Annotated in this window: 24 protein-coding genes; 11 read left to right on the forward strand and 13 right to left on the reverse strand. The window is 36.6% G+C overall.

Features of this window, described 5'->3' with window-relative positions; genetic code table 11:
• Window positions 1–28 precede the first annotated feature (28 nt).
• Both CDA10_RS12105 and CDA10_RS12110 read right to left on the reverse strand, forming a co-directional pair.
• Window positions 29–433, reverse strand: coding sequence for a protease inhibitor I42 family protein (locus tag CDA10_RS12105; RefSeq protein WP_089605858.1), 405 nt, complete (start codon window positions 431–433; stop codon window positions 29–31).
• A gap of 81 nt (window positions 434–514) precedes the next feature.
• Entirely contained in the window at window positions 515–1,087 is a 573-nt protein-coding gene (locus CDA10_RS12110; RefSeq protein WP_089605859.1) for a hypothetical protein, read from the reverse strand.
• A 212-nt stretch (window positions 1,088–1,299) separates the two neighbouring features.
• Between CDA10_RS12110 and CDA10_RS12115 the strand changes: the two genes are divergently transcribed.
• The gene (locus tag CDA10_RS12115) at window positions 1,300–1,935 is read left to right on the forward strand and encodes a class I SAM-dependent methyltransferase (RefSeq protein WP_089605860.1); all 636 of its coding nucleotides are present in this window, start codon (window positions 1,300–1,302) and stop codon (window positions 1,933–1,935) included.
• Between the two features lie 361 nt (window positions 1,936–2,296).
• Here the strand turns inward: CDA10_RS12115 and CDA10_RS12120 are convergent, their stop codons facing one another.
• Window positions 2,297–2,764: a Holliday junction resolvase-like protein gene (locus tag CDA10_RS12120; protein WP_089605861.1), complete on the reverse strand. Its 468-nt coding sequence runs from the start codon at window positions 2,762–2,764 to the stop codon at window positions 2,297–2,299.
• A 128-nt stretch (window positions 2,765–2,892) separates the two neighbouring features.
• Between CDA10_RS12120 and CDA10_RS12125 the strand changes: the two genes are divergently transcribed.
• From CDA10_RS12125 to CDA10_RS12145, 5 genes are all read left to right on the forward strand, one after another.
• On the forward strand, window positions 2,893–3,537 hold the full coding sequence (locus tag CDA10_RS12125) for a ParA family protein (protein WP_089605862.1): 645 nt from the start codon (window positions 2,893–2,895) through the stop codon (window positions 3,535–3,537).
• A 104-nt stretch (window positions 3,538–3,641) separates the two neighbouring features.
• On the forward strand, window positions 3,642–4,754 hold the full coding sequence (locus CDA10_RS12130) for an AI-2E family transporter (RefSeq protein WP_089605863.1): 1,113 nt from the start codon (window positions 3,642–3,644) through the stop codon (window positions 4,752–4,754).
• Between the two features lie 220 nt (window positions 4,755–4,974).
• Window positions 4,975–5,529 (forward strand): superoxide dismutase family protein, encoded by a 555-nt coding sequence (gene sodC, locus CDA10_RS12135; RefSeq protein ID WP_089605864.1) that lies wholly within the window; start codon window positions 4,975–4,977, stop codon window positions 5,527–5,529.
• 199 nt (window positions 5,530–5,728) lie between these two features.
• Entirely contained in the window at window positions 5,729–7,879 is a 2,151-nt protein-coding gene (gene yccS, locus CDA10_RS12140; RefSeq protein WP_089605865.1) for a YccS family putative transporter, read from the forward strand.
• A 122-nt stretch (window positions 7,880–8,001) separates the two neighbouring features.
• Window positions 8,002–8,289: a DUF3817 domain-containing protein gene (locus CDA10_RS12145; protein WP_089605866.1), complete on the forward strand. Its 288-nt coding sequence runs from the start codon at window positions 8,002–8,004 to the stop codon at window positions 8,287–8,289.
• A 122-nt stretch (window positions 8,290–8,411) separates the two neighbouring features.
• Here CDA10_RS12145 and craA read toward each other — a convergent pair whose 3' ends face one another.
• The 6 genes from craA to CDA10_RS12175 form a co-directional block, all read right to left on the reverse strand.
• On the reverse strand, window positions 8,412–9,641 hold the full coding sequence (gene craA / locus CDA10_RS12150; protein WP_171333993.1) for a chloramphenicol efflux MFS transporter CraA: 1,230 nt from the start codon (window positions 9,639–9,641) through the stop codon (window positions 8,412–8,414).
• Between the two features lie 374 nt (window positions 9,642–10,015).
• Complete coding sequence (locus CDA10_RS12155) at window positions 10,016–10,891, reverse strand: pirin family protein (RefSeq protein WP_089605868.1); 876 nt, start codon at window positions 10,889–10,891, stop codon at window positions 10,016–10,018.
• Window positions 10,892–10,921: 30 nt separating this feature from the next.
• Window positions 10,922–11,686 carry a nucleotidyltransferase domain-containing protein gene (locus tag CDA10_RS12160; RefSeq protein WP_089605869.1) on the reverse strand — a complete coding sequence of 255 codons (765 nt, stop codon included), beginning with the start codon at window positions 11,684–11,686 and terminating at the stop codon, window positions 10,922–10,924.
• A 5-nt stretch (window positions 11,687–11,691) separates the two neighbouring features.
• On the reverse strand, window positions 11,692–13,185 hold the full coding sequence (locus tag CDA10_RS12165) for an AbiH family protein (RefSeq protein ID WP_089605870.1): 1,494 nt from the start codon (window positions 13,183–13,185) through the stop codon (window positions 11,692–11,694).
• Between the two features lie 91 nt (window positions 13,186–13,276).
• On the reverse strand, window positions 13,277–13,651 hold the full coding sequence (locus CDA10_RS12170; protein ID WP_089605871.1) for a hypothetical protein: 375 nt from the start codon (window positions 13,649–13,651) through the stop codon (window positions 13,277–13,279).
• A 100-nt stretch (window positions 13,652–13,751) separates the two neighbouring features.
• Window positions 13,752–15,161 carry an FAD-binding oxidoreductase gene (locus CDA10_RS12175; protein WP_089605872.1) on the reverse strand — a complete coding sequence of 470 codons (1,410 nt, stop codon included), beginning with the start codon at window positions 15,159–15,161 and terminating at the stop codon, window positions 13,752–13,754.
• Window positions 15,162–15,533: 372 nt separating this feature from the next.
• On the opposite strand from CDA10_RS12175, the gene serA reads away from it, so the two are divergent.
• Window positions 15,534–16,766, forward strand: coding sequence for a phosphoglycerate dehydrogenase (gene serA, locus CDA10_RS12180; RefSeq protein ID WP_089605873.1), 1,233 nt, complete (start codon window positions 15,534–15,536; stop codon window positions 16,764–16,766).
• Window positions 16,767–17,044: 278 nt separating this feature from the next.
• A complete protein-coding gene (locus tag CDA10_RS12185) occupies window positions 17,045–17,911 on the forward strand; it encodes an EamA family transporter (RefSeq protein WP_089605874.1) in 867 nt (288 codons plus the stop codon).
• 68 nt (window positions 17,912–17,979) lie between these two features.
• On the opposite strand, the gene CDA10_RS12190 is transcribed toward CDA10_RS12185, so the two are convergent.
• Window positions 17,980–18,465 (reverse strand): tetratricopeptide repeat protein, encoded by a 486-nt coding sequence (locus CDA10_RS12190; protein WP_167374967.1) that lies wholly within the window; start codon window positions 18,463–18,465, stop codon window positions 17,980–17,982.
• 189 nt (window positions 18,466–18,654) lie between these two features.
• Between CDA10_RS12190 and CDA10_RS12195 the strand changes: the two genes are divergently transcribed.
• Window positions 18,655–19,524 carry an EamA family transporter gene (locus tag CDA10_RS12195; RefSeq protein ID WP_089605876.1) on the forward strand — a complete coding sequence of 290 codons (870 nt, stop codon included), beginning with the start codon at window positions 18,655–18,657 and terminating at the stop codon, window positions 19,522–19,524.
• Window positions 19,525–19,639: 115 nt separating this feature from the next.
• Here CDA10_RS12195 and CDA10_RS12200 read toward each other — a convergent pair whose 3' ends face one another.
• From CDA10_RS12200 to truB, 3 genes are all read right to left on the reverse strand, one after another.
• Window positions 19,640–20,101, reverse strand: a complete 462-nt coding sequence (locus CDA10_RS12200; RefSeq protein ID WP_089605877.1) for a hemerythrin domain-containing protein — start codon at window positions 20,099–20,101, stop codon at window positions 19,640–19,642.
• Window positions 20,102–20,240: 139 nt separating this feature from the next.
• Entirely contained in the window at window positions 20,241–21,008 is a 768-nt protein-coding gene (locus tag CDA10_RS12205) for a sulfite exporter TauE/SafE family protein (protein ID WP_089605878.1), read from the reverse strand.
• 14 nt (window positions 21,009–21,022) lie between these two features.
• Window positions 21,023–21,928 (reverse strand): tRNA pseudouridine(55) synthase TruB, encoded by a 906-nt coding sequence (truB, locus tag CDA10_RS12210; protein WP_089605879.1) that lies wholly within the window; start codon window positions 21,926–21,928, stop codon window positions 21,023–21,025.
• A gap of 137 nt (window positions 21,929–22,065) precedes the next feature.
• Between truB and CDA10_RS12215 the strand changes: the two genes are divergently transcribed.
• Complete coding sequence (locus CDA10_RS12215; RefSeq protein WP_089605880.1) at window positions 22,066–23,106, forward strand: lipase secretion chaperone; 1,041 nt, start codon at window positions 22,066–22,068, stop codon at window positions 23,104–23,106.
• Window positions 23,107–23,202: 96 nt separating this feature from the next.
• Window positions 23,203–24,144, forward strand: a complete 942-nt coding sequence (locus CDA10_RS12220) for an esterase/lipase family protein (RefSeq protein ID WP_407640377.1) — start codon at window positions 23,203–23,205, stop codon at window positions 24,142–24,144.
• Window positions 24,145–24,266 lie beyond the last annotated feature (122 nt).

Consider the following 24,266-nt stretch of genomic DNA (forward strand, 5'->3'; position numbering starts at 1 on the left):
CTTTTCACATTCACAAACCGATTATTGATTAAGACACACGTATACGACATAACCATTTTTGATCAGGTTCTTTAGATGATTCCCAAGCACGAACATGAACCAATTGAATATAGTCCTGTCCAGGCTTTTCAGCAGTAAAGCGGAAGGTTTTAGTTCCAGCAACACCAACTGCTTTTTCATCGGCGTGGTTTTGTAAATATGTTTCTTCTGTTTTAAAAATTTTTAGAGGTTGTAGTAATTGCCACTGATAACCTGTACTTGGATTCTCAGGGGCATTAAATATTAATACTTCACCTACCTTCATATTCTTTAGAGTGGGGCACTTTTGCTTTATGGTGTATTCATGTGTTTGAACAACGGGAGCTGAAGGCGCATGACAAGCACTCATTCCCAAACTCAAAAAAACCAAGCCAAAGCACACTAAACCTTTCATTTATCCACTCTTTTTGACAGTATTTGCTTATCATTTCAGCAAACACCATACCACCTTCTTATACAAGGCTCAAATGTGAATTTAGATGTTTTGCTTTTCGATCCATTGAATCGAACTCACTCGAATAAGTTTACATGCGCCATCACCGACACCATTCCAATCCAAAGCAGATTTCCAAACTAGGTTTTTATCGTTCACCTGAACCAAATCACCTTTTAAGCGTACCAAATCACCACGTTTCACTTTTTTGATGGCTTTGGCAATATCTGGATTAGCAGGGATAATATGCATATTACTGACTAATTGAGTGGCATATTGAGCAGGAATCGGTGGTTTTGCCATTTGCCAATTTAAATAACGATCATACTGATTAATCGAAATTTGGCGAGCAATATCAGGTGCAGTAAATAAACCTCGTGTCACTGCATAATCAATTGGAGAAAATTTTGCCTGTTCATCATGACTGTATTCTTTAGAACCTAAAATCCGAAACTCACCATTAAATGGCTCTAAGACGGAAATTGTTTGATGTTGATCAATAGGTGCTAAACCCTTGGCAATATTGAATTCTGGAGATAGATCAGTAAATTGAGTAGCATTGACCTGAAATGCACTCAGAATCAACGCTGCGGCATAAATAAATTTTTTGGTCATCACATGCCCTTCTCTGTTATCACTTTAAATGTAAACCTTGAACAAATCACACATCAAATAGGCTCAATATTCATGTTTATTATTAACAATACTGGATGAAATAAAAATCGAGTTTCAGTAACAAAATACAGATATTTCGTCATATTTTTGTCTTATGTTTAGTACTCACTTTCGTTAAAATCAAAGCAATAGCAAAACAACAGCCTAGAAATATGATTTATAAATTTTATCAACAACGGGTTTTTCCACATCTACTCAATCAAATCATGCAAACACCAAGTTTGATGCAAGGTCGCGCAGAATTACTCAGCAAAGTTCGTGGTGATGTGCTCGAAATTGGTTTTGGAACGGGGCTTAATCTGCCTTTTTATCAAGAAGTTGATCAAATTTATGCACTTGAACCTAATCGTGATGTTTATGATTTGGCTAAAAAACGTGTTTTAGATGCACCCTTTCATGTGCAACATATTCAAGCCAGTGCTGAAAAACTGCCCTTTGCGGACAATTCAGTGGATAGTATTGTCAGCACATGGACGCTGTGTAGTATTGCCGAATTAGGCAAAGCCCTTCAAGAAATCCATCGTGTTTTAAAGCCCAATGGTACATTGCATTTGATTGAGCATGTGCAATATCAAGACAATAAGTTATTGAAAAAGTTACAGGATGTACTCACCCCTGTACAAAAAGTGATTGCAGATGGTTGCCACCTCAATCGAAATATTGAACTTGAGCTATTGAATGCAAATTTCAAATTTTCTGAAAAATACTATTTTGATGCCGAGGATCTTCCCAAAGTCGCTCGACGAATGTTTATGGCAAGAGCGCAAAAGGTTGAAATGACCGTCTAAACATAGCATTAAATCAATTTGAGCCCTTTTAGATAAGTAATGCTAGTCAGTTAAGAGCAATTTAGTCGTTACTCATCTAAGAATCCCCCCTAACCCTGAGCCACATATGGCGCAAGGAAAAAGAGGGGGACTATCGAGAATTTAAACTAATTTTAGATTCTCTTGCACTGCTGTGCTGCTTATCCCTCCTTTATCAAAGGTGAGGAGCATGCTCCGTAAGGGGAGGATTTTAAATGACTTAACTGATCAGCATTACCTTTGAATAAGGGGCTTTTCAATTTTTATAAAATACTGTCTAGCACTGAAACTGGTGAACCTTTTTAGACAACGAATTTCTCAAATCAATACATCCCTAGCAACCCTACCCCTCAAAATCGATTCGAATAGTTTCAAAGCGCACTCGCCCTTCATGAATCGCCTGAGCAATCGCTTGCTGACCTTTGGTTAAACGTGCACCACCACTTTTAATATCGATTAACACCACTTCAATATCCTCTGCCAAGCCGTCACCATCACGAAAATCGGTGTAGCCATCAAAGACAACATAATCAATAGGATCGCCTAAAAACTTAGCATCACTGGGTAAATAGCGAAATTCAGGCATGATCGGTGCCATTTGCTCTGCCATTTTGCCTTTTAGAACTGCACGACTGGTATTTACACTGCGCTTTTGCGCACTGGCCAACGTCTGCTGATGCTCTAGCTCTAATTCAGCAATATATTGCTCATATTCAGCTTTAATTTTGCCGTTACGTGTACTCGACAAAACAATTGTGGTTAAAACGATGCCTATACATGCACCAATTAACATTGCCATCCAAATGGACATGCTTTTCTTCCAAAAACAACACACTGCACAATGTAAACAACTACTAGACTTTTGTCATGTGTAACCTACACATGACAAATTAATGCTAAGCTAGGGCAAACGATCACTTGCTTAAAAATTGTCTAATCATGAAAACGATCCTCATTGCAAATTTGAAAGGTGGCTGCGGTAAAACAATTACAGCAATAACATTGGCTTCTGCACTTGCACAGAAAGGTTATAAAGTCGCTCTAGCCGATGCCGATACACAAAAATCAGCAATGCAATGGGTAAAACATCGTCCTGAAGATGCTGCTCGAATTCAAAGTTTAGATTGGCGACATGAGAAATCGATAGGTGATGCACCTAAAAATTTAGATTATTTAGTGATTGATGCACCTGGCGCATTGACTGGTGAGCATGCGGAACAATTGATTAGTGAATGTCATGCTGTTGTTACCCCATTACAACCTTCATTTTTCGATATCGACAGTACCAAACGTTTTCTCAAACATATTCAAGATATTAAGAAGATACGCAAAGGCAAAGTTGCTGTACATTTAGTTGCAAACCGTATGAAACCGAATAGTGCCAGTGCTAAAGATATTCAACAGTTTTTTGATAAAATTGAGCAGAAGCCTGTCGCATGGATATCTGAACGCAGTGCCTATGGTCAATTGGCAATGCACGGTTTAACCATTTTCGATAAAACTCAAAAGAATTTCATCTCCATTCAACAACAATGGCAGCCACTTTTAGATGCCTTAATCGATGACCCAAGCGATTGGTTTTAAAACTGTTTTTATAAAAGATCATGTGAATGTCGCTTAGAATTTGCCACATTACATTTTTCAGTTAATATTGGGTGATTAACTCAGCATTTTATTCAGAGTAATTAGTGCAAGAATTTTCTTCGAACATACAACGTATCTTATTGTTTAGTTTATTATTCATCCTGATTTTCTTGGGTTATGATATTCTAAAATACTTTATTGTTCCTGTTTTATGGGCCTGTATTATCGCCTATATGACTTGGCCAATGTATAAACGCATCTTAAGAATATTCGGAACACATCGCCCTACGCTTAGTGCATCTATTATGATTACGCTCGTCGTGTTAGTGGTTGGCGTTCCCTTAACATTTGCGATTTTTATTTTACAACATGAAGGTCGAAACCTTTATTTTGACTTACAACGTCAATTGTCTTCTGGTCATTTAACTGTTCCAGATTTTATTCGTGAATTACCGATTATTGGTAAAGAAATTAGCCGTACTGTTCGTGAAATAAACACAGACCCAACCAGTCTTTCCCAAAACATTGGCAATTGGATTCAGGGGCATTTAAATTACGGCAAATTGGTTCTCAATGAAATTACTAAAAATATCATTAAGCTATGTTTTGCAGTCATGTCATTGTTCTTTTTCTATCGTGATGGACAAACCATTTTAGGGCAAGTCAGTAAAGCCTTAGAAATGCTGATTGGCCCACGTATTCATCATTATTTAGACACCATTTCAGAAACGACTCGTGCTGTTGTTTATGGTGTTGGATTAACTGCTGTGGCTCAAGCTTTTCTTGCAGGCGTGAGTTATTTTGTGGCAGGCGTACCCAATCCAATGGTGTTGACCATTATCACCTTCCTCATGGCATTAATCCCCTTCGGCCCTCCTGTTGCCTATACTGCTATTTCACTGTGGCTATTTTCACAAGGTCAAACTGTGGAAGCGATTGGCGTTATGGCGTGGGGCGTTTGTATTGTCAGCACTGCGGATAATGTGATTCGTCCATTGGTGATTTCAGGTGCGACTAAGATTCCGTTCTTATTGATCATGTTCGGAGTTTTAGGGGGTTTAGCAAGTTTTGGATTGGTCGGTTTATTTATCGGCCCAGTGATCTTGGCTATTCTACTCGCCATCTGGCGTGAATGGTTGCATGAAACCTTTGATCCTGAACCTATGCCTAAAACAACCATGGCATATGATATTGATGATGAATCAAAACAGCTTTAAAACATTAAGTTTGATGTTTTAAATGTCAGTTAATTCTCAGTTTACTCAATTTAAAAACTTATCAATTCACATGAATTGGTAAGTTTTAATAAAGACTTATTTTAATAAAATAAAACTTATTTAATAAACTTATACAATCAAATATTTAAAGCACATTGTTTCGTAGTCTAAGTTTTGTTGCAATAGACGCAATAATTTCAAAATGATTAGGATGCTTCAAATGTCATCTAAACTTTTTAAAACGTCTATATTTTGTTCTTTGTTCGCTTTAATTTCAGTGGGTTGTACTTCTAATCCAAACAATACCGAATCCTCAAAATCACCACAACAGGTTGTAGACATTCGTAGCGTCTCAGCACAAGGAATTGGCAATAAAATTGGAACTATTAGTTTTCAAGATACGGCGAAAGGTTTAAGTATCACTTCAAAATTATCGGAATTACCTTCAGGTTTTCATGGTTTCCATATCCATGAAAAAGGCTCATGCGATCCTGCTGAAAAAGATGGAAAAATGGGGGCAGCTTTAGCAGCAGGAAGCCATTTCAATCCAAATCATACGGGACATGGCACACCAAATGAAGGACACATGGGTGATTTGCCTGTGTTGAATGTCGACTCGAATGGCAATGCCAATACCACTGTGATCGCCCCTCGCCTTAAACTTTCAGATGTTCAAGGACTTGCCATTATGATCCATGCAGGTGGTGATAATTATTCAGATCATCCAAAACCGTTGGGCGGTGGCGGTGACCGTATTGCCTGTGGCGTTATTTAATCAGTGATTGTATTGTGGATGTACTTTAAGTAGAACAACATCACTCAATATGCTTAAAACAGCGCTGAATTGAAGGATTTATTTGATGTGGATAAGAAAAGACTTATCCACATTTTTATTTTCAAAACTGCCTATTTGCTCATTCACTTATCTATTGATCAAGCTATAATTGGTTGATTTTTCAACCTAGAGAATCTCTGTGAATAGTTTCAAAGATCTGTTTCTGAGTTTCAAATCCAATTCGACACTGATCTATTGCTTACAAATTTTTATCGTTCTGACTGGAACGACACTGGGGCTTTATTTTCTTGATTATGAATACTTAATTGTCCCGATCACCTTAGGTGCAATTGCAACAGCACTGACAGATTTTGATGATCGACTGACCATTCGTTTGCGTAATCTTGCCTTTGTTTGTGTGTTATTTTTCAGTGTAAGTAGCATTCTAGAATTCCTCTATCCTTATAAGTTATTATTTTTAATCTATTTATCACTTTCAAGCGCTGCCTTTATTTTAATGGGCGCACTTGGGCAGCGTTATGCCACGATTTCATTCGGCACAGTATTGTTGTCTATTTACACCATGTTTGGTTTGGGTGAATACAGTGATTGGTACCAACAACCCACATATTTCGTTATGGGCACACTGTGGTATGGCCTCACTTCAATTCTGTTCTATGTACTTAAACCAACTCAAGCCGTTCAAGACAATTTATCGCAAAGTTTTGATTCATTAGCACAATTATTAATGAGCAAAGCACGACTCTTTGACCCTGACAATACCGATAATGTCGAACGACTTTTATATGAATTATCTTTACAAAACAGTGCTGTCGTACAAACTTTAAATACCACTAAAGCGTCTTTACTGACGCGCTTAAAGGCATCTCGTGCCAATAAAAATACGATTTACTGGCTAAATTTATACTTCTTAGCCCAAGACATTCACGAACAAGTCACTTCAAATTACTTACATTATGAAAATATTCATAAAAATTTTAGTCGTACAGATTTAATTTATCGCATTCAAAAAAATGTGCGCTTACAAGCCATCAATTGTCAAAAACTCGCTGAAAGTATTTTAAAACAACATACTTTTCAAACCAATCCAGAGAATTCAGCAGTCCTAGAAAATTTAGAACACTCGATGCAAGCGTGGATTCAACAGAACCCCTATAATTTAGAAGTGAAGAATTTATTATTGGTTTTAAATAATCTAAAAAATGTACAACAACAATTTATTAACCTCAGTATCGAACAAGACAGCTATCAACAAAGTTATAGTCAACATCATGATAATTTGAATCTGTTGGATGACGATATTCATGGTGTGCAGGACTTATGGCTTAAAATCAAACAACATTTAACGCCTAAATCTGCATTATTCCGCCATGCTGTACGGATTGCCTTTGTATTTGCGGTGGGCTATAGCATCTCGCTATTGCCCTTTGCTAAAAATGGGTATTGGATATTACTCACCAGTTTATTTGTCTGCCAAATCAGTTATTTTGCAACCAAGAGCCGCTTAAAGTTACGAACTTTAGGAACGATTTTAGGAGTGGTTTTAGGGATTCCTATTCTCTACTTTGTACCCAACGTAGAAGGTCAGTTGGTCTTGACCATTATTTTTGGGGTGTGCTTTTTCTATTTACGCTCAAAAAAATATGCCATGGCAACGCTGATGGCTACCTTAGTGGTTTTATTGATCTTTAATTTAAAAGGTGCAGGTTATGCCATTATTTTACCTCGAATTATTGATACGATTTTAGGCTGTTTAATTGCCCTATTTGCCGTGAGTTTTATTTGGCCTGATTGGAACTTTCGCAACATTTCCAACAATATTCGTAAAAGCACACAAGCCACTTTGGATTATTTCGATGCAATTGTTGAGCAATATCAACACGGCAAAAACAACAGTGTTGATTATCGCAAGGCTCGTCGTTCGGCACATAATGCGCAAATTGAATTGTCGAGCATGATTTCAAGTTTAAGTACTGAACCCAACCCTCAACAGGATTTAATTCATCATGCTTTTCGCTATTTGGTCTATAGCCACAGTCAACTCAGCTATGTGTCTGCTTTGGGCAGCCATCGTCAGCACGTACATGATCAGCAGATTTTAGATTTAATGCTGTGGTGTAAACAAACACTGAACAATGTTTTACTCCACCATGTGTCTTTAGATGAAGCATCGATTCAACACAAGTTATTGGAAATTAAACAGTTGAGTGAGCAAGAAAATTTGTCTGATGATTTATTACTGGCTTTAAAACAAATCAGTTTGTTATTGGAAACCTTACCAGAGTTGTTAAGGTTGAAAACGATATTACTTGAACTAGAAATTAAGTAGTTCACAATCGGTTTTTATTTGGGTTTGTGGAGCATTCAGTTTCAGCAATTTTTATAATTTCGCCCAACTTTTCATCGAATTACGTTACACTCGCAACTCATTCTCATTTTTAAATAGTGACCATGAATATCAAATCTTTACGTATTGTTGGTTTTCTCGAAGGTATTTCCTTCCTTCTTCTCCTGTTTGTTGCTATGCCAATGAAATACATTTGGGGCAATCCTATTTTAGTCAAATATGTCGGCATGGGACACGGCGTACTTTTTATTGCATTTCTTGCTGTTTTATTTGTGGTGTGTGAAAAACAGAAATGGTCGATTAAAATGTTTATCCTCGGTCTAATTGCATCCATTTTGCCGTTTGGGCCATTTGTTTTTGATCATAAATTGAAGAAGTTTGCACAAAATTAAAATTCAATTTTGTCGCCTATAAAGTTTTATTTTTGAATATGATCGTGAAACAAAGGGAGATAAATATCTCCCTCTGTTTTAACAGCAAATATGCTATAGGAATGAAGCAAGCATCTAAAAACTTAGAACTCACCTCGTTCCTTTCTACCCAGCATAATTTTTTTCAAGGTTGCTCGTGGGAAGGTAAACCATAGAACAATCAGTGTTAAGCATGACAACGCATAAGCCCAAAGATGAAAATGCTCATACAACACACGAACCAACTCAATTACAAAGAAAAAAGTAAACATCATCAATACTGAAACAGCTGCGGCAACTGTGCCTTTCGATATTTCAGAAGACATCAATGCAAAACGGTACAGTACAGAAAAACTAATTCCTTCACCAAAACTGACTAAAGTCATCCCAAGAATGACACAGTGTAGAAAGTATTCTCGCCAAATCACACCTAAAAACACAATCAGCGTACCCAATAACATCAGTGGTAGACCGATCGACACGGTTTTACCTAAGGCATAGCGATCAATCACTTTGATGAGCACGATATTACCGACAATCAACCCACCTAAAACTGGAAATTGTGCCAATCCATATTGCACGCTGCTTAACCCTAATTCCTCTACTAACATCACAGGCGATAATGCAATCCATAGCATTAAAGGCATGGCGAGCATCGGTAAACCGAAAGTCATCCCAATAAAGGTCTTATTCTTAAAGACTTGTTTATAGTCATCCCAAATATAACTTAAAGGTTGTTTGGGAATACTCACTTTACGATCTGGCATTTTGGCTTTTAGCCCAAACCAACTGAGAAAAGCTAGAAATGCAATCCCAATAAAGCCCCAATGCCATGACACATGGTCGATGAGGAATGCCCCTAATACAGGCCCTAATAAGGGCGCAAGTAAGGAAATATTGGCCATCAGCGCCATGACTTTAATGGCATCACGCTCTTCAAAAGTTTCTTGAATTGCAGCATAACCAACAGCAGAAATCACCGATAAACCAAAGCCTTGTAAAAATCTTAAAGCCAAGAAGCTTTCAATGGTGTGTGTGAATAGAATCAATAAACAGGTGATGACAAAGAATGCTACGCCTGTTAATAGAACTTTTTTACGACCGAATCGGTCAGACAATGGGCCCATGAGCCATGCAACACACGCCCCTCCCAATAAATAGAAGGACATGGAAGACGGCGCCCAAACACTGCTTACACCAAAGTCTTTGGTAATCGCAAGCATGGCAGGTTGTACCAAGTCATTGCCGATATAAACTGAAAATTCGAACAATACCAAAGCTAATGGAAACATCAGCGTGGCACGACTGAGTGTCGTAGTCTGTTCTTTTTGCATTAAATTTTGCATTGTTTTCTACATATATTTTTTGGCTTGTTTGGCCGTCACTTAGGGTTATTGATCATTCATTTTATAAAATACCAATACACCCTGTTTTGGGAGATAAGCGACAGCCCAATGACAAGCACTGAGATTTTAAATAATAAGTTGTGGGATTTGCTTTGAAATAAAACGTTCAACACCGTATTCACAAGGTGTCTAAATCAATGAATAAAAAGCGATAATAAAACAATATTTGTGAGATTTTAAGTTCAGCAAAATACACCCATCTTGCTGATTGGCGAGATTCTAACAAAGTTTAATTACAAAGACGAGTAAGGATTTGCAAAGATCATAATATAAGCAAATTTAAACAAAAAGAACGATTTTACTTAATCAGATTCGACAGGCTGAATAAATTTTCCAGCCTTTAAATCCTCATAGGCTTGTAAAATTTCAGCATAAGTATTCATCACAAAGAAACCTTTGGCATTGATCGGCTCATTCAGTGGCGCAGCGCTCATGAATAAAAAATGACTTTCTCGAAGTGCTGTGATTTCAACTTGATCACCATGACTCGACATCACTGCAAGCGCTTGGTCATCGAGTTGTTCATCTTCAGGAGTAAATTGTAAACGTCCTGTGCGTAAGAAAATTAAAGTACTGTCAGCTTCTTTGGCAGGAAATACAGCGCTTTGCCCTGCTTTTAAATGAATATCTAACAGCAAAATTGGGCTATGCGTTTTAGCTGGTCCTATCTGTCCTGCATATTCACCTGCAATGACTCGAACAGAACCTACGTCATGTTCTAGCTGAACCGTTGGAATAGTCGCTTTTTTTAAGCTTTGATAACGGGCAGGCTTGAGTTTATCTTTTGCAGGTAAATTGACCCACAACTGTACAATTTCAAAAGCACCGCCTTGTTTAGAAAACTCCTCACTAAACAGTTCTTTATGCATCACACCTGATGCAGCCGTCATCCATTGCACATCACCTTCAGCAATGATGCCACCTCCGCCAGTAGAATCACGATGTTCCAATTCACCTTTAAACATCATCGTGACAGTTTCAAAACCTCGATGCGGATGCTCTGTCACACCTTTACGTAAGTTAGTCGGTTTTAAAATTCCTGGGCCTAAATGATCGAGCAGTAAAAAAGGTGAAACCGTATTTCCTAACTCATGATGTGAAAAAATGGTTTTTACAGGATGAAAATCCCCAACAGAAAACAATGTGTCATTTCGGTGGATAAAGGCGAGGGTTTTCATACTGAACTTATTCTCTTACTCAGAAAAATATTAACCATAAAAATGTTGTTTTAGGCTAAAACTATATTCTGTTAAATAACGCTGTAACTTTTCAATATCGTTGGTCGGTTGAATCGCTCGTAAATTTAAAGCTTCAATTTTATCATTCAATAATTTTAAAATCTTAGCTTGTTCAATTTCAGGCAATTGTGCTTTTTCTTTCTGTCGTTTTTTAATTTCTAAATAATCTTCTGCCCAATGTCGTAATGGATCATTGGCATTGATTTGTTCAAATAGCTGCGTAATCAGTAATTCAGGCATGATTTGCTGTGTTGCCAATTCTGCTGACATCAAACCACGAATCGAATAAAACACTTTTTTATAGGTAAAATTATCAGCGGTTTGCATGACATCCATACCGCCTTTCGCAAGTGATAAGTAATGATAATACAATGCTTTATAATCTATTCGTTCCAACAAACCATCTCTAAATTTTTCCCATTCAGGAAATTCATTTAAATAGACGATATGCGCACGAACCCATTCCAAAACAGTAGGATTGCTTTTCGCAAGTAATCCAAACATTTTATTCAAGTCAAAGGATACAAAGTCGAAATCACCATCCATGATTTCAATTAAATCACGGTGTTTTCGATAGTCATAATATTGTGCTTTTGAAGGTAGGTGAAAGCCACGTACATCGTAGTCGCTGTCTGGACTTGCCATACCCCATAAACGACTGCCACTTTCGATATAAAACAGTGGATGGTCATCTCGATCTTTAAATAAGTTTTGAATTTCTTGTTGAATGTTCATTGTGTTCACATTTTCGGTAAATCTTCTAGAGTTATAGCATTTTCCATTACAATTTTTGGATTTTCTTTAAATTTGAGCCATTTACTCTTCATCCAGTCTTCAACTTTATTTTTACCTAAAATTGCCAATAAATTGTTTAATAAGGCAAATTTTGCATTTTTATCAAAAAAATAAATCACTACTCGAACATTTCGATCTATATCATCATTTAAAGAAAATAAATCTTTAATATAGTCTTTATCTGAAACATCTAGTGAATGTCCCCAAATGCTAATATTCATTTCTGGATTTAACTCTGAACGCAATTTACTCAATGCATCTTTCTTGGCAGTAGAACTAAAGCCATTTGACGGCTGAAATTCACTGTCAGGTAAATCTTTTTTAATATCATAATTTTCATGACGTATTTTAGACTCTTTAATAAAATTATCTAAAAATAAATAATCCGTATCTTTGAAAAGTTTCTGATGATATTTAGTAAAACCATAGGCTTTTAAGTTTTTAAGCGAATTATCCTCTATGTCTGATATACCTAAAACAATATTTTGTTTATCGCCATGACTACCATGTAAAAATTCAATTTCAGCTTTTTTATGCTGATAAACTTTTTTGTAGGTATTGGTATAATTAAAAGAATAAATTATTTTAGGAAATATCCAATCATCAGCATCAATTTTAAATTGATTTTTAGATTCAAGCTGGCTTACAATCAATTCTAAATATTGATTAAAAATCTCAATAAATTCATCAAGTTGCCCATTTAAATAAGAAATATATTTTTCACTAGAAAAACCATACTCAGTTTTTCCTTTAACATAAAACCAGTTATCATTTATAAAACCTTTTCTACTATCAGCTATACTCCCAAAATCAGAATTTGCAACTTTTCCATAATCATTGTTTAGCTTGAATAAGCCCAATTTAATAAGTAGATCTATATCTAATTCTGAAATATAAATCTTTTCATCTTCTTTATCAGACGTTGTTTTTGTTAGGTTTCTAACTGTTGTATCTATTTTTCCATATTTCTCAAATTTTAAATGAATTTTCTTGATAACTTTAAAAGCCAAAGTTAGAGCATTTTCAATTTTTTGTTCAAAATCAATCCACGTTTTAACATCATTTACATGCTTTTTAAAATACTGATACCAACAATTCAGTTCTAAACGATATTGTAATTTGAGAACATCCTTTGCAGATAATTGTATTTGCTCAGTCAAATAAAATTCTTTAGTTTTTTCAATGAAGTTGGGATCTCGTGTTCTAGAAAATAACTCATCAAAATTCATCTGATAATTTGGTTCATTATGTTCTTTTCTTTTCTCAAACATTTTATCTAATTCAAAAATCCATTCATCAACTGTATGAATAGATAAATCATTTATTTTACCTCCTGTTTGCTTTTCTTCTATTGCCTTCATGACATCCATAAAATGGTCATACTTTGTCGGTAAATAATGTGAAAGATCAAATCCATTACCTACAATTAAAATATTCATTTATTGTTATTTCCCAAATAAAAAACGCACCAAGTATGATACGTTTTATGAAGCATTTTTCTTTATTTTTCAACTCAAAATCAAAGTTTGATCAAGGACACATTGCCTTCTGAAAAGCCTTGGTATTTTTACCACGTAAACATTGATATTCTTTTTGCGTATCGACACGCTTCCAATCATCATCAACCTTTTTAAAACTATATACGGTGCGAATCGACTTTACAGAATCATCCATTAAACCTGTTTCAGTCAACTTCACTTCTGCCACAGTCGGTGATTCAACATTATTAAAATACTGACGAATTTCTAAAGTAGACAAATCTTTGCGCAGATCACTACGCTCACTTAACACTTGAGCCAAAGGCGTTTCAGAACCACCACTCACTTTACTCACTAAATTCTGTGTCGTTGCACAACCTGACAATACTGCTACACATAAAGCAGAAGTTAAAATCAAACGATTCATTGTTATTATTCCCCTATAACAAGAAAAAGGTATTACACATATCATGCAATACCTTTTCGCTTTACACTATTGAAACTATGTTTCTATGACAGATTAAATTTTACAAATCAAACAATTTACCCGGGTTCATAATACCGTTTGGATCGAACACTTTTTTCAACGCTTTCATATATTCAATTTCTTCGGCAGTACGTGTGTATTCAAGATAAGGCTTTTTCGTCATGCCTACACCATGCTCGGCTGAAATCGAACCATCATATTTCTTCACAGTTTCAAATACATACTTATTTACAACCTGACATTTTGCAAAGAATTCATCTTTAGATAAATTTTCAGGTTTTAAAATATTTAAATGTAAATTACCGTCACCAATATGACCAAACCAGCAAATTTCAAAATCAGGATAGTTTTCAGCAACAATACTATCAATTTCTTTAATAAAAGCTGGAACGTGCGTGATCAATACTGAGATATCATTTTTATACGGTGTGAATGGAGCAATCGTTTCAGAAATATCTTCACGTAAACGCCATAAGCTCTGTACTTGCTCAAGACTTTGGCTCATCACACCATCAAGTACCCAGCCTTGCTCCATACAATGCTCGAAGATTTCCATCGCAGCATCAATGATTGGTTCATACGGCGCTTCAAATTCAAGCAATACATAGAACGGACATTCTGTTTCAAATGGACGTGGTACATGTCCACGAGCCAAGACTTTCTGCATTGCCAATTCACCAAAGAACTCAAATGCAGTCAGATCAATTTTACTTTGGAAAGCATGTAATACAGGCATAATCGCATCAAAATCAGGAACGCCCAAGACCAATACTTGTAAATCGTGCGGTTGACGTTCAAGCTTAATTTCAGCTTCAGTCACGAGACCTAATGTCCCTTCACCACCGATAAATAAATGTTGCAGCGCATAACCAGTCGCATTTTTAATCATGCCTTTGTTTAAACGCAGTACATCACCTTTACCTGTCACAACAGTCAGACCCAACACCCAGTTACGTGTCATGCCGTACTTAATGACTTTAATACCACCAGCATTGGTACCAATGTTGCCGCCCATTTGTGACGAACCAGAAGAGGCAAAATCGACTGGATAATACATGCCTTGTTCTTCGGCATAATTTTGTAGTTGCTCAGTCACTACACCTGCTTGAATACGTACCATACGGTCAGCAGGATAGAACTCTAAAATTTGATTCATTTTGTCGAAGCTAATGACAATTTCACCATCGGCAGCCACAGCACCCGCAGATAAACCTGTACGACCACCAGATGGGGTAATCGCCACATTAAACTGATTGGCAAGTTTCACAATCGCTTGTACTTGTTCAGTAGACGATGGAAAAACAATCACTGACGGATTTGGGTCGAAATGCTTAGTATGGTCTTTACCCCAATTTTCTAAGCTATCAGCATCGGTTTTAATGCGGTTTTCACCAACAATTTCCGTCAATTGGGTCAATAATTCAGGTGCTATCGTTACTGGAGCATTCATCGTTTTGCGGGCCTAGCAAGTAGAAAATAAGGTTGTGGTACTACAACATGCAAAATTTTAAATCAGTCAGTGAAAATTTTTCAGCATTTTTTCAATACCAAAATCATCAATAATCCTGATTTCAGCAGTATTTTACCGAGTTGATGGCGATGGATAAAGCATAGTTTTACATTGCGTGACCCATACGTCATATCCAAAGCATTATTCAAGCACTATAAAAATCAATAAATTAGCGATCTATTTGATTTATATATAATGCTTATCAGAAATCGTAGATAAAATATCCGCTTTACTATGACAAACGAAATATCTATAGAACAGTGTCTATGGTATCATACTGCGACTAAATTTGGCCTTTGTAGCGGAGCCGTAATGAGCCAACATCTTTCACTACCTAAAGATAAAATTCGTTTCTTGTTGTTAGAAGGCGTTCATCAAAACGCGATCGACACTCTAAATGCTGCTGGATATACCAATATCGATTCCCGTAAAACTGCGCTTGAGGGTGAAGCGTTGAAAGAAGCGGTTAAAGATGCGCACTTCATTGGTATTCGTTCCCGTACACAATTAACTGAAGAAATCTTTGAAGCTGCGAATAAATTGATCGCAGTGGGTTGTTTCTGTATCGGGACAAACCAAGTGAATTTAAATGCAGCGATGATTCGTGGTATTCCTGTATTTAACGCACCTTACTCAAATACGCGTTCAGTTGCTGAACTTGTACTTGCTGAAGCTATTCTTTTACTTCGTGGCGTACCTGCTAAATCTGCTTCTACTCACCGTGGTGGTTGGAACAAATCTGCTGTAGGTTCGTTTGAAACACGTGGTAAAACGCTAGGTATCGTGGGTTATGGCTCAATCGGTTCTCAACTTTCAGTTTTAGCTGAAAGCTTGGGTATGCACGTCATTTATTATGATGCAGTAACTAAATTACCGATGGGTAATGCACGTCAAGTCGGTTCTTTAGATGAACTTCTTGCCAATGCTGATGTTGTAAGTTTACACGTTCCAGATGTTCCTTCTACGCGTAATTTCTTCACTAAAGAACAATTTGCGAAAATGAAAGAAGGTTCAATCTTCATCAATGCTGCACGTGGTACATGTGTGATCATTGAAGACCTTGCTGATGCGATCAAATCTGGTCACATCGCGGGTGCTGCGGTTGACGTATTCCCGAAAGAACCTAAAGCCAATGGTGAAGAATTTGTTTCTGCACTTCGTGGTTTAGACAACGTGATCTTAACGCCTCACGTGGGTGGTTCTACCATGGAAGCGCAAGCCAACATTGGTTTAGAAGTTGCTGAGAAATTCGTTGCTTACTCAGATAAAGGCATGACTTTATCTGCTGTAAACTTCCCTGAAATCGCACTTCCATTGACTGAAGGTAAACATCGTTTACTTCACATTCATAAAAACGTGCCAGGTGTTCTTTCTAAGATCAACAACTTGTTCGCTGAACATGGCATCAACATTTCTGGTCAGTCTTTAATGACCAAAGGCGATGTTGGCTATTTAGTGATGGATGTTGATGCAACTGCATCTAAAGAAGCACTTGATACGCTTAGCGATGTTGAAGGTACAATCCGCGTTCGTGTATTGTTCTAAGCATTTCTGATTTGAAAAACCACAGGCATATGCCTGTGGTTTTTTATTGGGTTTAACAATATAGTCAGCTTCCTTCAAATATCATATTTTTCAGTTAAATTAGAACTTGTTAATAAATAATCGATTTAAACATCTTCACCCGTGCTCCTATATAAAACAATGTAGAGTCTAAAGCTGAACGGCATCAAAATCACATGACTTTTCACTAAAATTGTTTTATAAAATAAAGTCCATTGCCAATATTTTTCTACAAGTCCTTACTCTAAATTGCTGAAAGAATGCCAAATTTAAAAGTTGCACCTCATCTTCAAGCTTTAATTTTACTTTTCATTGCGATGATCAGTATCCAGAGTAGCGGTGCGCTTGCCAAAACCCTCTTTGATCATTTTCCTGTATTGACCATTTCCGCTATGCGTCTTTTACTAGGTTCATTGATTTTGGCTGTTATTTTCAAAATTTGGCAGGCCAATTTTAAACAAGTGAGATGGGCAGCGATTATCAGTTATGGCATCGCTTTAGCTGGAATGAATGTCCTATTTTATTTATCGATTAAACGTCTACCTTTGGGTATTGCTGTTTCTTTTGAATTTATTGGCCCATTAAGTGTTGCACTGTATCATGCACGGCAAAAGTTTGATTTTGTTTGGGTTGGATTGGCAATTTTAGGATTGGTTTTGCTGTTCCCTTTCGATCAGGCTGCTCATCGATTAGACCCGATAGGCATTGCCTTAGCATTGGGAGCTGGTGCATGTTGGGCGTTGTATATTATTGCAGGACAAAAGCCTTCAGGAATCTCTGGTAATCATACAGTCTGTTTAGGTATGTTTGTTGGTATGTTGTGCTTAATGCCAATTGCTTTATTTACAGGAATGCCTGCAAGTGTTTTCCAACCTTCCAATTTTATCTATTTTGTTGCTTTAGCCATTTTAGCCAGTGCATTACCTTTTTCTTTGGAAATGATTGCGTTAAGAAATTTAACTGCTTTGAGCTTTGGTACGCTGATGAGTTTAGAGCCTGCGGTTGCTGCATTTTCAGGATTCATTTTCTTGAATGAACAATTGTTATGGACTCAATGGCTCGCTTTAGCCACGATTATTAGTGCTTCAATTGGCTGTACCATCACCGTACAAAAGGCAAAAAAATAAATCCCTCAGTCTTTTATCAACTCAGGGCTTTATTTCTAAAAATAATCATTTAACAATCAATTCAATCACTACAGTTCAATAGAAGCAGCTTCGATATGTTGATTTTGCTTCGCCATATTTAAATATTTCTCGGCAATCTCTCGGTCTTTTTTGACACCGATCCCTTCATTGTAGATTTTAAATAATTCAAAAGCTGCATCAATATCACCTAAATCTGCTGCACTTTTGTAGTATTCAAGGCTCTGTTGTAAGTCTAAAGCGACACCTTCACCTGCTTTAAAAATTTCAGCTAAAAGAAAATAAGCTTTCGCATTATTTAAATCTTTTGCCTGATTTAGCCAAAATAAAGTGCCTTCAATATTTTGCTGCTGTCGCTCATGTGTCGCCATACAAAGTATTGCTTGCTCATGACCATTCTGTGCTGCGGATTTCAACAATGAAATATGTTTTTCATGCTCTAAGGGTAACTGCATAGAAACTTCAAATTGTGCAGCGGGATCTCCCGATTCAGCTTGTTTCAATAAAGCTTGATCTATTCGTTCTAAATTCATCATCATTAACCACCCTACTTACATCTTTTAAAATTTAATTTGTGCGATGCGTCTATCATTTATTATCTTCATCATAGCGTAGAATTTTCAATCTCCAAGTAAATATTTTATCTTTCGATATAAACTTTAGAAATAGTCACTTTATTATCGACTAATGATAAAATCCCCCAAGAATCCTACACTTTTATATTTATGCAGAACTCTCATCTCACTGCTGTACTCTTCATGGTTTTATCCATGGTTGCGTATCAGATTAGTGCATCATTTGCTAAACAACTTTTTGAAGTTTTAGATCCACTTACAGTCGTTACCTTGAGATTATGTTTCGCCTCTATTCTCATTATTTTAATGTTTAGATCATGGAGAATCATTAAGCGTCTGCCTTATTTAAAATGGAAAGATTTATTATTTTATAGTGGCTCAGTATGTCTAATGAATGTCTTGTTCTATGCATCCTTAGGTAAGTTACCGCAAGGTATCGCAGTAGGATTAGAGTTTCTTGGCCCGCTTACATTGGCATTATTCTCGATTAAGCAAAAAAGTGATTACATTTGGGTTTTGCTTGCCATCATTGGTGTTGCACTAATGGTGCCTTGGCAAGATGCAACTGCGCATAATTTTTCATATATAGGTGCAGCCTTTGCATTAGGTGCAGGGATTTGTTGGGCAATTTATATTTACTATGGGCAAAGAGTGGTTCGCCAAAATATTGGTATGCATGCGCTCAGTATTGCGATCGTATTATCAGCACTGGTCATGTTACCCATCAGTGCAGTACACAATCCTGAAGCCTTACTCAAAACTGAATATTGGGGTAAAGCCTTACTGATTGCGTTATTAGCCACTGCAATTCCCTACGCGCTCGATTTAATGGCTTTAAAACGTTTAAGTAAGCTCAGTTATGGAACACTTTCAAGCTTATCTCCAGCCTTAGGAGCGATTGCAGGTTTCTTTTTATTAAAAGAACAGATTAGCCTGTGGCAGTGCATCGCTTTAGTCTGCATTATGCTGGCATCTATTGGTGTGACGTTGAGATCAAAACAAGATCCTCATGATTTATAAGCGATAATTTCCCATCATTTATAATCTTAAATTTCTCAGATACTCAATACATAAAAAGATGGGGCACTCCATCTTTTTAACCGTCCGTTATTCAAAAATGTAAAATTTATTGGGATTAATCTATAAGCGCATCTTTGTTTTTTGCCTTATATTTTTTATATTCAGCCAGATACTTTTTCGCAAGTGTTAGCTTTTGATTTTCATCAAAAATTTTACCTGCTTGTTGAAAAAAGTGATTTTCCTCTTGTTGTAAATGTTGATGCACTGTTTCAAATAGTCGCTTTGCAAGTACTAACCAACGAGAATGGCTAAAATCAGTTTCAGTTAATGATTTCAGTATGTCATCCATTGCACGATGTTCAGAAAGCGCATGGCGCGTAATATTTAAGCCTGAATCCGTCATCATCAATGGAATATAAAAGTAACGATCTTCTGCAACAGCATGTGCAAATAATTCATTTTTAAGTAGTGTAAATATCTCACGACGCTCAGAACTATCACCTGATGTTTCAACCAATTTTTCAGATAAATCTCGCTGAATTTGGTGACTCACTTTTAATGCTTCAAAAATATCCATTCGAATCCCTCTATTATTATACTTACATCCTTTAGTTCAATAAAATTGACTCAGTAGACATAGCATAATAAAAGAGTGATAAAATAAACATTATTATTAAATGCAATTTTTTGTATCGAAAACTTAGCCGTAAAACAAACTAGCTCATAAACATTTGATATGCCAAACGACAAATCAAAATGCTCACTAAAATTAAAAATAGAATACGAATAAAGCCACTGCCATATTTCAATGCCATTTTCACCCCAAGCAATGAACCACATACATTGGCAACAGCCATCATTAAACCAAGTTGAAATAAAACATGCCCCGTTGGAATAAAGAAACTTAGAGCTGCAAAGTTGGTCATAAAATTACCGATTTTAGACAATGCTGATGCATGTAAAAAATCAACTTTTAAATAACGGATAAAGTAGAAAATAAAGAAGCTACCTGTACCTGGTCCAAAAATTCCATCATAAAAACCTATGGCTAAACCACCAACACCTGCGATGAGTAGCATTTTATTGGTGATTTCTTGCTGAAAATGCACTTGTCCAAATTGCTTTTTAAAAAAAGTATAAATCGCAATCACGATCAACATGAATAGTACAAATGGACGTAAAATTTCTTGTGGAATCAACGATACACAAGCAGCTCCACCAAAAGAGCTAATGAATGCAGTTACTGCAATAACCGCTAAAAGTTTCCATTGGATTTTAACTTGACGTAAATAAGAAAATGCCGCCGAGGCTGTACCACAAATTGAAGCTAGTTTATTGGTACCAAAAACTGTTGCAGTTGGATAATGTGGTAGTGCCCCCATCAAAGCTGGAATTTGTATTAATCCTCCGCCCCCGACTGCCGCATCAATTGCACCTGCACAAAAAGCGAAAAAAATAAGACTAATAACAATTTCCAGTTCCATACAACTTACTCAAATTAGAGATTTAACACACGCTTAGGGACTAAACGCTTTCTATCGGTGATTTCAGCCAAACCTAGGCATTTTTCACCATCGAAGACTAAAACCTCAGCATCAGCCTCATGCTCAATATTGCTTTCCATACCACGGCTAAAATATTCTGCACGCCCTTCAGGTGCTTGGACTTTAGTAAAATGATCGATTGGTGCATAAACGGGGAGCAATAATGCTTCGCGTTCTTGCTCAGTCAAACTCTCAAGATACTCAATGGTATAACTTGGATTTAGCTCGAAATGACCTGTTTGAATTCGATGTAAATAAGTTAAATGTCCATACGTTCCGAGTGCTTGAGCGATATCTTCACCTAAAACACGAATATAAGTGCCTTTAGAGCAAGTGATATCTAGAGTAATGCTATTTTCTGAAAATTCGATTAACTGAATGGCGTAAATATGTAGTGGCCGCGCTTCTCGTTCAATTTCAATCCCTTGACGTGCCAACTCATACAAAGGACGACCTTCTTTCTTCAATGCAGAATACATCGGTGGAATTTGTTGAAGATCACCTTTAAATTGTTCTAATACATTGTGAATAATGTCTTCTGTTAGCACAGGAACTGCTTGTTCTAACAACACTTCACCTTCAACATCACCCGTGGTTGTACTGTGCCCAAGTTGAATAGTCGTGAGATAACGCTTCTCTGAATCAAGCAAATAGTGTGAAAACTTAGTCGCTTCACCTAGACAAATTGGTAATAAACCTGAGGCGAGCGGATCTAATGCCCCAGTATGTCCTGCTTTTTGTGCTCGAAATAACCAACGCACTTTTTGCAAAGCTGCATTTGAACTGATTCCTAAAGGTTTATTCAATAAAAAAACGCCACTAATATGACGACGTTGTATTTTTGACGATTGAGCAGACATATTGAATATAATCAGAACAGTGTTTGCTTATTCTAACAAATCCATTTACCTATTTTTACAAATTTCTGCTATGCAAAATAAATATTTATGGCAGATTATTTTTTAATCAAAAAAATAATAGAAATCAAAGGACTTACATGCAAAAAGCACGTAAAAATATGCTATGGATTGCATTTTTACTCATTATTGTGATTGTTTTCACTTTTATCCTTTGGGTAAAACCGCAAAACTCATCCAATAATGATCCGCAAACATCTGCAAAAACATTCACCAAGCAAGAGGCGGGGCAAATTATGCCTGCAACTCTTTCAAACATACAAGCACAGTCCTTTTCGAGCAGAAGCCAGCAAGATACGCAAATCAATTGTCAGATTCGTGTAGATGATTCAAATCATTTAATGGTCAATGAGCAAACCAAAGACTGTTTTGAATATTTTATTACCCAATATGGCGAAAAAAGTATTGATCAAATTAAGACTGATTTTCTAACTTATCTCAAAGCCAGTTATAAAGAACCTGTACTATCACAACTCAGCGATTTATGGTCACGTTATGTAGATTATCGGAGTAAGTTAGGCGATTTACAGTCTCCTACAGCAGATAAAGACAGTACTCAATATTATCAACAGATTGTAAATAATACGCAGAGTCTAAGAAAAAAATTCTTTTCAGATTATGAAATTCAGGGATTATTCGGCACACAAGATATTTACGATCAATACACGCTTGATCGCATGGATATCATGAATGATAAAAATTTGTCTGCAACTGAAAAGGCTGAAAAATTAAAGCAATTATTTAATCAACTTCCTGAGGATTGGAAAGAAAATTTACAACAAATTTCTCAACTTGAAGATTTAAGAAAACTTACCTCGGAAATTAAAGCACGAGGTGGTTCAACTGAAGAATTACGTCAAATGCGTACCAATTTAGTCGGTGCTGAAGCCACTCAACGTCTTGAGACACTTGATGTACAACGTAGCGACTGGAAAAGCAAAGTTAATCAATACTTAGCTGAACGTGACACGATCATGAATAGTTCAATGAACGACATTGCAAAACAAAACGCGGTATCACAATTAAAATCGCAGCAGTTTAATAACCAACAAGACCAAATACGATTACAAACATTTGAAAAAGTTCATGACGAAGGAGGAAAACTACCATTTGCCGATTAGGGATGACTATGCCCTAAGCTGATTCATCGACAATCAACATTTTTTCAGGATGAAATATAAATGTTAAAAAACAAGAAATACGCGCTTGCATGTTCTATGTTAGCTCTTTGTGGGGCGGTAGGCATTAGTTCTGCACATGCTGGCGTACAGCGTGTTACCGCTTCAGCTCAGTCTGACTATGCAAAAACCAAATATCCAATCTTATTTACACATGGAATGTTTGGGTTTAGCCGTTTAGGTGTTGCTGCATTTGGACTAGATTATTGGTATCAAATTTTACCTGATTTAGCCCGTAATGGTTCAACGGTATTTGCTGCTCAAATTTCACCACTTGAGTCTACTGAAGTTCGGGGAGAACAGCTACTCACTCAAGTTGAAGAAGTCATGGCTTTAACAGGCAAAACTAAAGTCAATTTGATTGGTCATAGCCACGGTGGGCCAACCATACGTTATATAGAAGTGGTTAAACCTCAATATGTCGCATCTTTAACAGGTGTCGGTGCAACATTTAGAGGATCAAAAGTTGCCGATGATCTATTAGCAAATAGAGGAGGAGCTCAATTTCTAAGTATTGCAACAAATTATATTGTTGGCCCTATTATTGCCTTTTCTCAAGGAAATTCAGGACTTAAAAGTAATTTGAATGCATCACTCAAATCCATTAGTGAACAAGGTTCGAGTGAATTCAATCAACGCTACCCAACTCCTGCACTCGCCAGTAGTTGTAATCAAAGCGGTGCAACTTCCCGCAATGGCGTTTACTATTATTCATGGACTGGAACTTCGCAAGTCACGAATATATTAGATGTTGTTGATACTGCTATTGCAGTTTTAGGACCAATTTCTTATGGTAGTTTGGATAATGATGGTCTAGTTCCACGTTGTAATACGCATTTTGGTAAAGTTATTCGTGATAACTATGGTTGGAATCATCTCGATGAAGTCAATCAAGTATTAGGAATTCGAGGCTTATTTTCAACAGATCCTGTTTCTGTTTATCGCCAACATGCCAATCGTTTAAAACTTCAAGGTTTATAAAGTTCTTTATAAAACCACACAGCCAAATATTGTGATAAACAATATTTGGCACTCTAAAATCCGATCAAATACCAACCACCCATCCGTTCCATTTAGATTTTTATTTAGTTTTTCTATACGAT

The sequence above is a fragment of the Acinetobacter piscicola genome (assembly GCF_002233755.1).
Classification (GTDB): Bacteria; Pseudomonadota; Gammaproteobacteria; order Pseudomonadales; family Moraxellaceae; genus Acinetobacter; species Acinetobacter piscicola.

Coding starts and splice junctions, on each gene's coding strand:
- CDA10_RS12205 (WP_089605878.1), bottom strand. CDS start 21,008: ATGGAACTGGAAATTGTTATTAGTCTTATTTTTTTCGCTTTTTGTGCA.
- serA (WP_089605873.1), top strand. CDS start 15,534: ATGAGCCAACATCTTTCACTACCTAAAGATAAAATTCGTTTCTTGTTG.
- CDA10_RS12170 (WP_089605871.1), bottom strand. CDS start 13,651: ATGAATCGTTTGATTTTAACTTCTGCTTTATGTGTAGCAGTATTGTCA.
- CDA10_RS12155 (WP_089605868.1), bottom strand. CDS start 10,891: ATGAAAACCCTCGCCTTTATCCACCGAAATGACACATTGTTTTCTGTT.
- CDA10_RS12110 (WP_089605859.1), bottom strand. CDS start 1,087: ATGACCAAAAAATTTATTTATGCCGCAGCGTTGATTCTGAGTGCATTT.
- CDA10_RS12145 (WP_089605866.1), top strand. CDS start 8,002: ATGAATATCAAATCTTTACGTATTGTTGGTTTTCTCGAAGGTATTTCC.
- CDA10_RS12115 (WP_089605860.1), top strand. CDS start 1,300: ATGATTTATAAATTTTATCAACAACGGGTTTTTCCACATCTACTCAAT.
- CDA10_RS12120 (WP_089605861.1), bottom strand. CDS start 2,764: ATGTCCATTTGGATGGCAATGTTAATTGGTGCATGTATAGGCATCGTT.
- craA (WP_171333993.1), bottom strand. CDS start 9,641: ATGCAAAAAGAACAGACTACGACACTCAGTCGTGCCACGCTGATGTTT.
- CDA10_RS12175 (WP_089605872.1), bottom strand. CDS start 15,161: ATGAATGCTCCAGTAACGATAGCACCTGAATTATTGACCCAATTGACG.
- CDA10_RS12200 (WP_089605877.1), bottom strand. CDS start 20,101: ATGGATATTTTTGAAGCATTAAAAGTGAGTCACCAAATTCAGCGAGAT.
- CDA10_RS12215 (WP_089605880.1), top strand. CDS start 22,066: ATGCAAAAAGCACGTAAAAATATGCTATGGATTGCATTTTTACTCATT.
- CDA10_RS12220 (WP_407640377.1), top strand. CDS start 23,203: ATGTTAGCTCTTTGTGGGGCGGTAGGCATTAGTTCTGCACATGCTGGC.
- CDA10_RS12165 (WP_089605870.1), bottom strand. CDS start 13,185: ATGAATATTTTAATTGTAGGTAATGGATTTGATCTTTCACATTATTTA.
- truB (WP_089605879.1), bottom strand. CDS start 21,928: ATGTCTGCTCAATCGTCAAAAATACAACGTCGTCATATTAGTGGCGTT.
- sodC (WP_089605864.1), top strand. CDS start 4,975: ATGTCATCTAAACTTTTTAAAACGTCTATATTTTGTTCTTTGTTCGCT.
- CDA10_RS12125 (WP_089605862.1), top strand. CDS start 2,893: ATGAAAACGATCCTCATTGCAAATTTGAAAGGTGGCTGCGGTAAAACA.
- CDA10_RS12185 (WP_089605874.1), top strand. CDS start 17,045: ATGCCAAATTTAAAAGTTGCACCTCATCTTCAAGCTTTAATTTTACTT.
- CDA10_RS12160 (WP_089605869.1), bottom strand. CDS start 11,686: ATGAACATTCAACAAGAAATTCAAAACTTATTTAAAGATCGAGATGAC.
- CDA10_RS12105 (WP_089605858.1), bottom strand. CDS start 433: ATGAAAGGTTTAGTGTGCTTTGGCTTGGTTTTTTTGAGTTTGGGAATG.
- CDA10_RS12195 (WP_089605876.1), top strand. CDS start 18,655: ATGCAGAACTCTCATCTCACTGCTGTACTCTTCATGGTTTTATCCATG.
- CDA10_RS12190 (WP_167374967.1), bottom strand. CDS start 18,465: ATGATGAATTTAGAACGAATAGATCAAGCTTTATTGAAACAAGCTGAA.